This window comes from Streptomyces rishiriensis (genome assembly GCF_003112535.1).
In the GTDB taxonomy this organism is placed as follows: Bacteria; Actinomycetota; Actinomycetes; order Streptomycetales; family Streptomycetaceae; genus Streptomyces; species Streptomyces rishiriensis.
The window spans coordinates 1-12,211 of sequence record NZ_BEWA01000026.1; the positions used below are offsets into that span (position 1 = coordinate 1).

Below are 12,211 nucleotides of genomic sequence, written 5' to 3' on the forward strand. Positions count from 1 at the left end.
GTCTCAGGCCGTTTTGACCGGCCGTTGTTTTCCGACTTATCGGGAGGGCCTCGATGGAATCTGCGATTCGAGAGGCCGACTAGATACTAACCGCTGCCGACCGGACACTGTCCAGTTCCAGGCAACTGTTCGAATCTACCTCCCCACGCGCTCCGTGTCAACGGCTTTTGTGGGGCGAAGAGGAGACTAGCAGTTCACCGGGGCCGGTCGCACATCAGGCGGCGGTCGGCACCGTGGCGCTGCGTTCCGCCTCGTCGACGTCGCCTGTGTCGCCCGCGCGGGCGGCCCTGCCGCCGAGGACGTAGACGTAGGCCAGGAAGGTCAGTTCGGCGGTGATGCCGATGGTGACCCGGGCCCAGGTGGGCAGGCCGGACGGGGTGACGAAACCTTCGATGGCTCCGGACACGAAGAGGACCAGGGCGAGTCCGATCGCCATGCCGACGGCGGCCCGGCCCTCTTCGGCCAGCGCGGTGCGGCGGGTACGCGGGCCGGGGTCGATCACGGTCCAGCCCAGGCGCAGTCCGGTGCCGGCCGCGACGAAGACCGCGGTCAGCTCGAGCAGGCCGTGCGGCAGGACGAGTCCGAGGAAGGTGTCGAGTCGTCCCGCGGAGGACATGAGGCCGGCGCCGACTCCGAGGTTGAGCATGTTCTGGAAGAGGATCCAGAGGACCGGCAGGCCCAGGAAGACGCCCAGGACGAGACACATCGCGGCGGCTTGGGCGTTGTTCGTCCAGACCTGGGCGGCGAAGGCCGCTGCCTGGTGGCTCGAGTAGTACGTCTCGTAGAGACCGCCGGGCCGGGTGAGCCCACGGAGCTCGTCGGGGGCCGCTATGGAGGACTGGACCTCCGGGTGCGTTCCGATCCACCACCCGAGGAGGACGGCGACAGCGGTGGAGAGCAGCGCGGTCGGTACCCACCAGTGGCGTGAGCGATAGACGGCGGCCGGGAAGCTCTGCGTCAGGAAGCGCGTCACGTCACGCCAGGAGGCGCGGCGGGTGCCTGTCACCGCGCTGCGCGCGCGGGCCACGAGCTGGGTGAGCCGGCCGGTGAGCTGGGGGTCGGGGGCGCTGGACTGGATGAGGGAGAGGTGGGTGGCGGTGCGCTGATAGAGGGTGACGAGTTCGTCGGTCTCTGCGCCGGTGAGACGGCGCTGGCGGCGCAGGAGAGCGTCGAGGCGTTCCCATTCCGCTCGGTGGGCGGAGACGAAGACGTCGAGGTCCATCGGTGTGCCTGCTCCTCGGCTGTTCTTCAGCGGCCGGTGGTGATGTCAGCTTGTCCTACTGCGGCGCGATGTGCCTTCAGCTTGGCAGACTGGCCGTTCACGGGGCAGGCCAGGGAAGGGGCGACGGGTGTGAGTGAGCTGGTGACGGGTGAGGCGGTGGCGCTGGAGCTGCGGCCTGCCAGGCTGCCCAGCCGGGCGTTGGCCATCTTGCTGGACCTGGGCGTGGCTTTCGTGGCCTACCTCGTCGTGAGTGTCGCGCTGTTGGCTGCGACGGCTTCCTTGGACGACGCGGCGCAGATCGCGCTCTCGATCGCCACGTTCCTCCTGGTGCCGGTGGGTGGACCGATCGCGGTGGAGACGCTCAGCCACGGTCGCTCGCTCGGGAAGATGGCGTGCGGGCTGCGGGTCGTGCGGGACGACGGCGGGCCGATCCGGTTCCGGCACGCGCTGGTGCGGGGTGCGATCGGTGTGGTGGAGATTCTGCTGACGTTCGGAGTGGTGGCCTGTATCGCCTCGCTCGTGTCGGCGCGGGGGCGACGGCTCGGCGATGTCTTCGCCGGGACGTTGGTGGTGCGCGAGCGGATTCCGGCGGCGCGGTCCGGTTTCGTGCCACCGCCTCCGCCTTGGCTGGCGGGGCGTTTCCAGGGGCTCGATCTGTCCGCGGTGCCGGACGGGCTGTGGCTGGCGGTGCGCCAGTACCTGGGGCGGATGCATCAGCTGGATCCGCAGGTCGGCGGGGCGATGGCGGAGCGGTTGGCGGGTGATCTCGCGGCGCGTACGGGGGTTCCGGTCCCGCAGGGGGTGCCGCCGGCCGCTTTCCTGGCGGCGGTAATGCAGGAGCGGCAGGTCCGGGAGGCGAGGCGGGCTTTCGCGGGCGGCTCCTACAGTGCGCCGGACCCGTACCGGCTGTCGGCGGCCCATGAACCGCCGAGGCCGTACGGGTCACCGGCGCCCTCCCCGACTGGCTCCCCGATGTCGTCGTACGGACCGTCGGGGGTCTCCGCGTCGCCCGCGCCGTACGAGGCTGCGCCGGTGCGGGAGGCCGGCGATCGGCCTGAGGGGGCCGGCACCGGGTTCGTGCCGCCCGCGTAGGCCTGCCTGCAGTAGGCCCGTCTGTCCGGAGGCCTGTCTGTCCGGAGGCGGTGTCAGGCGAACGTGGAGGGGGGTGTCTCCAGGTCTTCCAGCTCGACGCCGGGGGCCGCGAGGACGACGTCCCCGGCGATGTGCACGGTGTGCTGTTCACCGGTGTCCAGGGCTGTGACCTGGTATTCGTCCACGGTCAGGGGGCCGTTGTCAGTGGCGTGTGCTTCGCTTCTCAGCAAGGCCCAGGACTGGTCCACGGTGCGCGGGGCGAGGACCGGATCGGTGAAGGCGACGAGGCGTACGCGCGTCGCCGAGGAGGAGGGGGTGAGGCGCAGGAGCCGGGTGGTCGCGACGAGGAATGCGGGGGATGTGCCGGTGAAGGCGTGGGCGGGGACGTTGCCTTCCGTGGCATCGACGCCGGTGGGGTCGGTGCGGACCCAGGTGACGCCGTCCAGGGCTGCGCCGCGTACCTGCCAGCTGCTCGCGTGGAGTTCGAGGCGCAGGGGGCGGCCGAGGTCGTCGAGGGTCAGGTCGACGGAACCGGTGTGATCGCCGGCGGGGGTGGTCAGCTGGGAGACGTAGCGCCAGCCGGAGGGGCCGGGGGCGCAGTGGAAGTGCTCGTGTGCGAGGGGGGTGTGATCGTGCGGGTCGTGGAGCGCATAGCGGCCGCGGGGCATCGGGGTCCTGGGGTGTGACGGGCCGGCTGGTCGGGTTCGTCCCGTCGTCTCGGCGGGCGGCCTCGGGCGGGCTGATGGCCGGTTCTGGCCGTGGGCCGAAGGGGCAGGCCCCCGTCACGGGGGTGCGGGGGCCTGCCTCGGAGGACCTGTGAGGGTCTGCCCGGTGCTGAAGAACGCGTCAGTGCACGGACGCGTTCTTCAGCGGGTGGGCTGCGGACTCAGTAGCGGTAGTGGTCCGACTTGTAGGGGCCGTCGACCTCGACTCCGATGTACGCCGCCTGCTCCGGGCGCAGGGTGGTCAGCTTGACGCCGAGGGCGTCGAGGTGGAGGCGGGCGACCTTCTCGTCCAGGTGCTTGGGCAGCGTGTAGACGCCCGTGGGGTACTCGTCGGGCTTGGTGAAGAGCTCGATCTGGGCCAGGGTCTGGTCCGCGAAGGAGTTCGACATCACGAACGACGGGTGACCGGTGGCGTTGCCGAGGTTCAGCAGACGGCCCTCGGACAGCACGATGATCACCTTGCCGTCGGGGAAGGTCCACGTGTGGACCTGCGGCTTGACCTCGTCCTTGACGATGCCGGCGATGTTCGCGAGACCCGCCATGTCGATCTCGTTGTCGAAGTGGCCGATGTTCCCGACGATGGCCTGGTGCTTCATCTTGGCCATGTCCGAGGCCATGATGATGTCCTTGTTGCCGGTCGTGGTGATGAAGATGTCACCCTTGTCGACGACCTCGTCCAGGGTCGTCACCTGGTAACCGTCCATCGCGGCCTGCAACGCGCAGATCGGGTCGATCTCCGTGACGATCACCCGGGCGCCCTGGCCGCGCAGCGACTCCGCACAGCCCTTGCCGACGTCGCCGTAACCGCAGACCACGGCCGTCTTGCCGCCGATGAGGACGTCCGTGGCCCGGTTGATGCCGTCGATCAGCGAGTGGCGGCAGCCGTACTTGTTGTCGAACTTCGACTTCGTCACCGCGTCGTTCACGTTGATCGCCGGGAACAGGAGGACGCCGTCGCGCTGCATCTCGTACAGGCGGTGCACGCCCGTCGTGGTCTCCTCCGTCACGCCACGGATCTCCGAGGCGAGCTGGGTCCACTTCTGGGAACCCTCGGAGATGGTGCGGTTCAGGAGTTCGAGGACGACCCGGTGCTCGTCGTTCTCCGCGGTGTCGACCGAGGGGACCTTGCCGTCCTTCTCGTACTCGACGCCCTTGTGGACGAGGAGGGTGGCGTCACCGCCGTCGTCGAGGATCATGTTCGGGCCGCCGGTGGGGCTGTCGGGCCAGGACAGCGCCTGCTCCGTGCACCACCAGTACTCCTCCAGCGTCTCGCCCTTCCAGGCGAACACGGGCACGCCCTGCGGGTCGTCCACGGTCCCCTCGGGGCCCACGGCGATCGCGGCCGCCGCGTGGTCCTGGGTGGAGAAGATGTTGCAGGACGCCCAGCGGACGCGGGCGCCCAGCGCGACCAGCGTCTCGATGAGGACAGCGGTCTGCACGGTCATGTGGAGGGAACCGGTGACGCGGGCGCCGGCCAGGGGCTGCGCCTCGGCGTACTCCCTGCGGATCGCCATCAGGCCCGGCATCTCGTGCTCGGCGAGAGTGATCTCCTTGCGGCCGAAAGCGGCCAGGGAGAGATCGGCGACCTTGAAGTCCTGTCGGCTGTCGACAGTCGTCATGGAGTGCTGCTCCTCGGGTGGTCGAGAGGATGGAATTCGGCTGGTCTGCGCGTCGGCGGACACAGGGGTGCCCCAAGGAGGACACAGGCATGCCCGCGTACGCGCAGCGCAGTCCGTCGGAGGCCCTCTCTCCCTCGGACGGTCCGCTCGGACCGCCCGACCGCCATCAGCAGCGACGTCTGGCTCCGTTCCAAGCTACACCGCCGGGGCGTGCCGCCCCAGTCCGCTTCCGGTCGGATCGAGCCGTTCGCGGGCGGCGGGGAACGGCGTCAGGGCCCGCCGGTGGTGTTCGGCGGGCCCTGACGGATGGTGCGAAGGCCGGGCTCAGTGCTCGGTGGGGTGCTGGGCGGGGCCGCCCGGGGTGGCCTCGCGGTCGGGGCCCTTGGCGGCCTCGGCCTCGCTGTAGATGTCCGGTTCCAGGTAGATCACGCGGGCGATGGGGACGGCGGCGCGGATGCGGGCCTCGGCGGCGTTGATGGCGGTGGCGACCTGGGCGGCGGTGTCGTCGTGCTGGACGGCGATCTTGGCGGCGACCAGGAGTTCCTCGGGGCCGAGGTGAAGGGTGCGCATGTGGATGATGCCGGTGACGGTGTGTCCGTCGACCACGGCGGCCTCGATCTTCTGGACGTCTTCCAGGCCGGCGGACTCGCCGAGGAGGAGGGACTTGGTCTCGCCGGCGAGGACGAGGGCGATCAGGACGAGGAGGACGCCGATGCAGACGGTGCCGACGCCGTCCCAGACGCCGTCGCCGGTCAGGAGGGCCAGGCCGACGCCGCCGAGGGCGAGGACGAGGCCGATCAGCGCGCCGAAGTCCTCCAGGAGGACGACGGGCAGTTCGGGGGCCTTGGCGCGGCGGATGAACTGCGACCAGGAGAGCGTGCCGCGCAGTTCGTTGGATTCCCTGATGGCCGTGCGGAAGGAGAAGCCCTCGGCGAGGATCGCGAAGACGAGCACGCCGACCGGCCAGTACCAGTGCTCGATCTGGTGCGGGTGCTTGATCTTCTCGTAGCCCTCGTAGATGGCGAACATGCCGCCGACCGAGAAGAGGACGATGGAGACGAGGAAGGCGTAGATGTAGCGCTCGCGGCCGTAGCCGAAGGGGTGTTGGGGGGTCGCCTCGCGCTGGGCCTTCTTGCCGCCGATGAGGAGCAGGGCCTGGTTTCCGGAGTCGGCGAGGGAGTGCACGCCTTCGGCGAGCATGGACGACGAGCCGCTGAAGGCGAACGCCACGAACTTCGATGCCGCGATCGCGAGGTTGGCGCCGAGTGCCGCCACGATCGCCCTACTGCCGCCTGACGCGCTCATGTTTTCGCGTTGTCCCTTCGCCTTCGTCCATGCGGTTAGCCGTTCAGGCCTTTGCCCGTCCTTTGCCGGTGGGTCATTCTTGCAGCCCGTTCCGGCGTCGGCTGTTCAGGTATCCACAAGCCCGGTCAGACAATCACCGTGGCGCGGAAGAGGGTGCCGGCGCCGGACGCCGAGGCCTTGTCCGCGGCGGGCACGAACACGGACTGACCGGGGGTGAGTTCGTGTTCGCCCGCCCGCACGAGGCCCGCTGTGCAGAGCAGGATCTGCGGGGTGTCGCGGGTGAGGTCGTGGGCGGCGCCGCCCTCCGCCAGGACGTGGCGCGAGAGGCGGAACTCGTCGATGGGGGTCTCGTAGACCTCCTCGCCGTCGGGGGTGGCCTCGGGGCGCAGGACGCCGGGGTCGCCGGGTTCGAAGCGGACGATGCGCAGCAGTTCGGGGACGTCGACGTGTTTGGGGGTGAGGCCGCAGCGCAGCACGTTGTCGGAGTTGGCCATGATCTCGACGCCGAGGCCGCTGAGGTAGGCGTGCGGGATGCCGGCGCCGAGGAACAGGGCTTCGCCGGGCTGGAGCCGGACGTGGTTGAGCAGCATGGCGGCGATGACGCCGGGGTCGCCGGGGTAGTGGTGGGCGATGCCGGCGTAGGGGGCGTGGTCGCCGCCGAGGCGGTCGCAGGCGGCGGCCGCTTCGGCGACGGTGCGGGCCGTCTCCTCGGGGTCGGCGGTGAGGATCGCCGTGAGGACCTCGCGCAGGGCGGCGTCCTCGGGGTGGGCGTGCAGGAGGTCGACGTAGGGCTTGAGGGAGTCGACGCCGAGGGCGTCGAGGAGGTCCGCGGCCTGTGCGGGGGGACGGAAGCCGCAGAGGCCGTCGAACTCGGTGAGGGCGCAGATGAGTTCGGGCTTGTGGTTGGCGTCCTTGTAGTTGCGGTGCGGGGCGTCGATGGGGATGCCGCGGCGCTCTTCGTCCGCGAAGCCCTGCTCGGCCTGTGTGAGGTCGGGGTGGACCTGGAGGGAGAGGGGGGCGCCGGCGGCGAGGAGTTTGAGGAGGAAGGGCAGGCGGGGGCCGAACGCGGCGACGGTGCGTTCGCCGAGTTCGCGTGCCGGGTCGGCGGCGATCACCTCGGCGAGGGTGCCCCGGCCGGTGCGTGAGGGTGCGCCCGGGTGGGCGCCCATCCACATCTCTGCCTGCGGTTCGCCGGTCGGCCGGGTGCCGAGCAGGTGCGGGATCGCGGTGGGGGATCCCCAGGCGTAGGGGCGGACGGTGTTGTCGAGGCGGTCCATGCGGTTCTCTCTGCCTGCCCTGGGTGTCGCTGCCTGTCCCGGGGGTCGGTCGTCGGGCGTCCGGCCGGGGTCGGCGGACGGTCGAGGGGGATCAGGATCCTGAGGCGAGCGCCAGGTAGACGGCGGCGAAGTCGGTGGTGGCGATCAGCTCGGCGAGGGTGACGAGTGCGTCGCCCTCCTCGGGTTCGAGTTCGCTGATCGGAGTGTCGTGGCCGAGGGCCAGGTCGCGGGCGGCGGGGGCGGCGGTGAGGCCTCCGATGGGGCGGTCGCGCAGCAGCACCACGCGCGCGTGCAGGGCGGGGGCTTCCTCGACGCGGTCGCGGAAGAAGTCGTCCGGGTCGGCGCTGGCGGCGAGGGGGCCGGCGAGGAGGGCGCTGTGTTCGGCGAGGGCCTCGGGGAGCTCGGCGACGAGGGCGGGGCGGCCGGCGAGTTCGGCGAGGGCGGCGGCGAAGCGGCGGCCGGCGGGCCCGGCGGAGACGCCTTCGGTCCAGATCACGGGGAGGGCGTCGGCGAGTTCGCCGGCCAGGGTCTTCGCCGGGTTGCTGTAGGTCGCGACGGCGGGGCCGCAGCGTTCGGCGACCTGGTCGAGCCGGTCGGCGACCGCCTCGAGCGCCTCGGGCGGGGCGGAGAGCAGGGCGATGCGGTCCAGGAGGGCGAGCAGGGGGGTCAGGAGGGCCCACAGGACGCCGGGGGCGGAGGCGGCGACGGGGGGCTGTTCGTCCCGCTCGTACGGTGCGGTCGCCAGGGGGACGAACAGGCTGTGGCCCGTGGTGGCCGCTTCGGCGACGGGGGTGCTCGCGGGGGCGACGGCGACGACGGTGCAGCCGCGGCGGTAGGCCTGCTCGGTGAGGAGGGCGAGGCCGGGTTCGCCGCCGTCGGGGGTGGCGATCAGGAGGAGGTCGACCGACCCGGCCCAGCCCGGGAGTTCCCAGCGCAGGGCGCCCGCGGCGGGGGCGACGCCGGTGGGTGACAGGTGGACGACGGGGCAGGCGGCGCCGGCGAGGGTGCCGAGGAGGTCGGCGACGCAGACGGCGGCGGCGCCGGGGCCTGCGATGAGGATGGCGCGGGGGCGGCCGTCCGGTTCGAGGTCGCGGACGCCGGCCTCGGTCGCGTGCCGGGCGGCGGTGCGGACGCGGGCGCCGGCCTCGGCCGCGCCGCGCAGGAGTGCTCGGTGGTCGGCCTCGGCGAGGGCCTCCGGCGTGTCGAGCAGCGAGTCGTCGAGCATGGCGGCAGTCTCCGATCGCCCGGAGGCGTCGTCGGTGTGCGGGGCCGGGGGGGTGGGGTGCGCGCGGGGAGGAGGCGGGTCCGGCGTGGCCTGTGGGGGCCGTTCCCGCTGCTCCCCGCGGTGCGTGATCGCCCGGGGTGGGGTCGGTGCGTGGGGTGGGGCTGGGCGTCGGGCGGGGGCCCGCCGGTGGGGCGGGGCGCCAGGCCCGGTGCCGGGGGTGGGCGGGCGGCCGCGGGTGGAGCTCGCGGCGCGGAGTTACGCGGGGCGGCGGGCCTCGTCGACGAGGAGGACGGGGATGCCGTCGCGCACGGGGTACGCCAGGCCGCAGTCCTGGCCCGTGCAGATCAGCTCCGAGTCCTGCTCCTTGAGGGGGGCGTGGCAGGCGGGGCAGGCGAGGATCTCCAGGAGGCCGGCTTCGAGCGGCATGGGGTGTCCCTTCGGAGTGGGCCGGTGTGCGTCCGGGGTGTGGTGCGGGGTGGTGCGATGAGGTGTGCGGTAGTGCCTGGTCAGGGTACCGCCGGTGAGGGTGGGGCGTGGGGGTTGGGCGGGATGCGGTGAGAGCGGGCGGGAAGGCGGTCGGCGGGCGCCGCGCCCGGGTGACCGTCGTGGGGGTCGTCCCCGCCGCTCGTCCGGGCTCGGCGCCGGTCTCCCGTGCTGCTCGCGTGGCTCGCGGGGTGCACGGACGGGGCCGTCGGGCTGAGGCCTCGGGGCGCTCGGAGGCGGCCGCTCGGGGCGCTCAGGCTCTGATGATCGCCAGGGCCTCGTCCCGGATCCTGGTCATCGTCGGTTCGTCCCGGGCTTCCGCGTTGAGGCGCAGGAGGGGTTCGGTGTTGGAGGGGCGGACGTTGAACCACCAGTCGGCGGACGAGACGGTCAGGCCGTCGAGTTCGTCCAGGGTGACGTCGTCGCGGTCGCCGTACGCCGCCTTGATCGCGGCGATGCGGTCGGCCTGGTCGGCGACGGTGGAGTTGATCTCGCCGGAGCCGCTGTAGCGGTCGTACTCGGCGACGAGGCGGGACAGGGGGCCGTCCTGCCCGCCGAGGGCCGCCAGGACGTGGAGGGCGGCGAGCATGCCGGTGTCGGCGTTCCAGAAGTCCTTGAAGTAGTAGTGCGCGGAGTGCTCGCCGCCGAAGATCGCGCCGGAGCGGGCCATCTCGGCCTTGATGAAGGAGTGGCCCACGCGCGTGCGGACGGGTGTCCCGCCGTGCTCGCCGACGACCTCGGGGACGGTCCGGGAGGTGATCAGGTTGTGGATGACCGTGCCTCGGCCGCCGTTGCGCGCGAGTTCCCGGACGGCCACCAGGGCCGTGATCGCGGACGGGGAGACCGGCTCGCCCCGCTCGTCGACGACGAAGCAGCGGTCGGCGTCGCCGTCGAAGGCGAGACCCAGGTCGGCGCCCTCTTCGCGGACCCGCTTCTGGAGGTCGACGAGGTTCGCCGGGTCCAGCGGGTTGGCCTCGTGGTTGGGGAAGGTGCCGTCCAGTTCGAAGTACAGGGGGACGACGGACAGGGGGAGGCCTTCGAGGACCGTGGGGACGGTGTGGCCGCCCATGCCGTTGCCCGCGTCGACGACGACCTTCAGGGGGCGGATGGAGGTCAGGTCGACGAGTGCGCGCAGGTGTGCCGCGTAGTCCTTCAACGTGTCGGCGTCGGAGACCGTTCCCGGCTCGGATGCGGCTTCGGGTGCGCCCGTCCGCGTCCACTTCTCGACCAGTTCACGGATCTGGGTCAGGCCGGTGTCCTGGCCGACCGGGGCCGCGCCCGCCCGGCACAGCTTGATGCCGTTGTAGCGGGCGGGGTTGTGCGAGGCGGTGAACATCGCTCCGGGCAGGTTCAGCGCGCCCGACGCGTAGTACAGCTGGTCCGTGGAGCACAGGCCGATCCGGGTGACGTGCACGCCGAGTGCCGCCGCGCCGCGTGCGAAGGCGCCGCTGAGGCCCGGTGAGGAGGGGCGCATGTCGTGACCCACGACGATCGCCTCGGCGCCGGTCACCTGGGCGAAGGCCGCGCCGAAGAGTTCGGCGAGCGACTCGTCCCACTGGTCCGGGACCACTCCGCGCACGTCGTACGCCTTCACGATCTGTGACAGATCAGCAGCCACGGCCAACCTTCCTGAAGTCCTGTAGGTCACCACAAACTACCCGGACCGGTTCGCCGTCCGCTGTCGGGCCGCCGGGGAGCCGGGCGGACGCGATCCCGTGGGCGGGCCGGGCGACCACGGGGGCGCAGAACGGGCCCGTTGTGCCCGCGCGCGTGCGGGCGGGCAGCCGGGCCGCGAGCTCCCGTCAAGGCGACACCGAGGGCGTCGCGTTGCGCCCGTGAGGGCGGGGAGGCGGGCGGGGAGGGCGGCGAACCGGGCGTGGGCGGCGGCCGGTTCGCGAGGCGGGAACGGAACTCGCCGGTCTGCGCCAGGAATTGAGCAGAAAGCGATTTCCCGTTCGCGGGGCGGGCGGCGGGTCCGAGGCGAGGCCGCAGCGTCGGGGCCCGACGAGCGGTGCGCCGACGAGCGCGCGTCAGCCGTGGAGGCGGGGAGGCGGGAACCGGCTCAGTTGTCCGGTGAGCGCAGTACCCGCAGGTGGCCGCGCCGGGCGACCTCCATCGGGTCCGCCCTGCGTCCGGCGCCGCCGGCTCCGGCCGCGCGTTCCTGCGGACGGGCCGCCTCACGGACGGCGTTGGCAAGCGCTTCCAGATCGTCACCGCTGGGGCGGGCGGGCGCCGACCCGTCGAGGAGCCGGACGACTTCCCAGCCGCGCGGGGCGGTGAGGCGTTCGGAGTGCTCGGCGCACAGGTCGTAGCAGTGGGGTTCGGCGTAGGTGGCGAGCGGGCCGAGGACCGCGGTCGAGTCGGCGTAGACGTACGTCAGCGTCGCGACGGCGGGTCGGCCGCAGGCGGTGCGCGAACAGCGACGTACAGGGCTCACGACGTTGGACGGTACCGCACTCTTGAGCGGGCCGCGACGACTCTCCACCAGGTCACTCCACCGTGTCGTGTTGTGAAACGCCCCACGGGCCACACCAGTCATACCCCGCTGACCTGCGCGAACACCAGCCCTTGGGAGGAAGTGGCCCTAGGAGCACGGTCATCACTCGGCACAAACGACATCAATTGCCATGAGTTCGCCGGTCTCGGAGAGATACGGAATCGAGCCCAACCTTGGCTGGAACGGTCGTCCTGCGACATGGATGATCAGCGGCCCGGGCAGGCCGGGAAGGTGTGTGAGGCCCGGCGGCGGGGAGCGGCGGGGATTACGCTTCAGTAGTGATGGACAGCCCCGTACCGCCCCCCGCCGCAGGCCCAGGCCCCCGTCGTCGTGATCGCCACGGCCGGGGCATGCGGGGGCCGATCGCGCCGCCGCAGGTGCCGTTGGCGGCCAGCCGCGCCGACGTGTTCGCGGACCTCGTGCAGGACTCCGTCGAGCGCCTGGAGCGGCGGTGGCCGCAGCTCGCCGACATCGACTTCATGGTGCTGGAGGTGCCGCGGCTGGACGCGGCCCCGGAGCCCTGGAACGACGAGGCGGTCCCGCTGGGCGGGACGATCGCCGCGCGCGAGGGCCGGCGGGCCCGGGTCGTCGTCTACCGGCGGCCGGTGGAGATCCGCACCAAGGGGCGCGACGAGCGCGCCGCGCTGGTGCACGAGGTGGTCGTGGAGCAGGTCGCGGAGTTGCTGGGGCTGACTCCGGAGACGGTGGATCCGCGCTACGGCGAGGACTGATCACAGCCCCCGCACGCCCCCCGTCCGGGTGACCT

The 12,211-nt window shown here is 72.1% G+C and carries 11 protein-coding genes; 2 read left to right on the forward strand and 9 right to left on the reverse strand.

Annotation, left to right across the window (positions count from 1 at the left end; translation table 11 throughout):
* Positions 1 to 214: 214 nt before the first annotated feature.
* Positions 215 to 1,222 (reverse strand): stage II sporulation protein M, encoded by a 1,008-nt coding sequence (locus Sri02f_RS35350; RefSeq protein ID WP_109005411.1) that lies wholly within the window; start codon positions 1,220 to 1,222, stop codon positions 215 to 217.
* A gap of 129 nt (positions 1,223 to 1,351) precedes the next feature.
* Here Sri02f_RS35350 and Sri02f_RS35355 point away from each other — a divergent pair, with 129 nt between their 5' ends.
* Positions 1,352 to 2,314, forward strand: a complete 963-nt coding sequence (locus Sri02f_RS35355) for an RDD family protein (RefSeq protein ID WP_109005412.1) — start codon at positions 1,352 to 1,354, stop codon at positions 2,312 to 2,314.
* 53 nt (positions 2,315 to 2,367) lie between these two features.
* Here the strand turns inward: Sri02f_RS35355 and Sri02f_RS35360 are convergent, their stop codons facing one another.
* The 8 genes from Sri02f_RS35360 to Sri02f_RS35400 form a co-directional block, all read right to left on the reverse strand.
* The gene (locus Sri02f_RS35360; protein WP_109005413.1) at positions 2,368 to 2,982 is read right to left on the reverse strand and encodes a hypothetical protein; all 615 of its coding nucleotides are present in this window, start codon (positions 2,980 to 2,982) and stop codon (positions 2,368 to 2,370) included.
* Positions 2,983 to 3,200: 218 nt separating this feature from the next.
* Positions 3,201 to 4,658, reverse strand: a complete 1,458-nt coding sequence (gene ahcY, locus Sri02f_RS35365) for an adenosylhomocysteinase (RefSeq protein ID WP_109005414.1) — start codon at positions 4,656 to 4,658, stop codon at positions 3,201 to 3,203.
* Between the two features lie 324 nt (positions 4,659 to 4,982).
* Positions 4,983 to 5,963, reverse strand: coding sequence for a cation diffusion facilitator family transporter (locus Sri02f_RS35375; RefSeq protein ID WP_109005415.1), 981 nt, complete (start codon positions 5,961 to 5,963; stop codon positions 4,983 to 4,985).
* 125 nt (positions 5,964 to 6,088) lie between these two features.
* A complete protein-coding gene (gene manA / locus Sri02f_RS35380) occupies positions 6,089 to 7,240 on the reverse strand; it encodes a mannose-6-phosphate isomerase, class I (RefSeq protein WP_109005416.1) in 1,152 nt (383 codons plus the stop codon).
* A gap of 91 nt (positions 7,241 to 7,331) precedes the next feature.
* The gene (locus Sri02f_RS35385; protein WP_109005417.1) at positions 7,332 to 8,465 is read right to left on the reverse strand and encodes an SIS domain-containing protein; all 1,134 of its coding nucleotides are present in this window, start codon (positions 8,463 to 8,465) and stop codon (positions 7,332 to 7,334) included.
* A gap of 255 nt (positions 8,466 to 8,720) precedes the next feature.
* Positions 8,721 to 8,891: a Trm112 family protein gene (locus tag Sri02f_RS35390; RefSeq protein ID WP_109005418.1), complete on the reverse strand. Its 171-nt coding sequence runs from the start codon at positions 8,889 to 8,891 to the stop codon at positions 8,721 to 8,723.
* A gap of 310 nt (positions 8,892 to 9,201) precedes the next feature.
* Entirely contained in the window at positions 9,202 to 10,566 is a 1,365-nt protein-coding gene (locus Sri02f_RS35395) for a phosphomannomutase/phosphoglucomutase (RefSeq protein WP_109005419.1), read from the reverse strand.
* A 444-nt stretch (positions 10,567 to 11,010) separates the two neighbouring features.
* A complete protein-coding gene (locus tag Sri02f_RS35400) occupies positions 11,011 to 11,433 on the reverse strand; it encodes a DUF3499 domain-containing protein (RefSeq protein ID WP_109005420.1) in 423 nt (140 codons plus the stop codon).
* A gap of 362 nt (positions 11,434 to 11,795) precedes the next feature.
* Between Sri02f_RS35400 and Sri02f_RS35405 the strand changes: the two genes are divergently transcribed.
* Positions 11,796 to 12,176 carry a metallopeptidase family protein gene (locus tag Sri02f_RS35405; RefSeq protein WP_069768508.1) on the forward strand — a complete coding sequence of 127 codons (381 nt, stop codon included), beginning with the start codon at positions 11,796 to 11,798 and terminating at the stop codon, positions 12,174 to 12,176.
* Positions 12,177 to 12,211: the final 35 nt, after the last annotated feature.

What these genes read in the sequence shown, in the direction of transcription:
- Sri02f_RS35385 (WP_109005417.1), bottom strand. Translation starts at nt 8,465, where the DNA reads ATGCTCGACGACTCGCTGCTCGACACGCCGGAGGCCCTCGCCGAGGCC.
- Sri02f_RS35350 (WP_109005411.1), bottom strand. Translation starts at nt 1,222, where the DNA reads ATGGACCTCGACGTCTTCGTCTCCGCCCACCGAGCGGAATGGGAACGC.
- Sri02f_RS35390 (WP_109005418.1), bottom strand. Translation starts at nt 8,891, where the DNA reads ATGCCGCTCGAAGCCGGCCTCCTGGAGATCCTCGCCTGCCCCGCCTGC.
- Sri02f_RS35360 (WP_109005413.1), bottom strand. Translation starts at nt 2,982, where the DNA reads ATGCCCCGCGGCCGCTATGCGCTCCACGACCCGCACGATCACACCCCC.
- Sri02f_RS35375 (WP_109005415.1), bottom strand. Translation starts at nt 5,963, where the DNA reads ATGAGCGCGTCAGGCGGCAGTAGGGCGATCGTGGCGGCACTCGGCGCC.
- Sri02f_RS35405 (WP_069768508.1), top strand. Translation starts at nt 11,796, where the DNA reads ATGCGGGGGCCGATCGCGCCGCCGCAGGTGCCGTTGGCGGCCAGCCGC.
- manA (WP_109005416.1), bottom strand. Translation starts at nt 7,240, where the DNA reads ATGGACCGCCTCGACAACACCGTCCGCCCCTACGCCTGGGGATCCCCC.
- ahcY (WP_109005414.1), bottom strand. Translation starts at nt 4,658, where the DNA reads ATGACGACTGTCGACAGCCGACAGGACTTCAAGGTCGCCGATCTCTCC.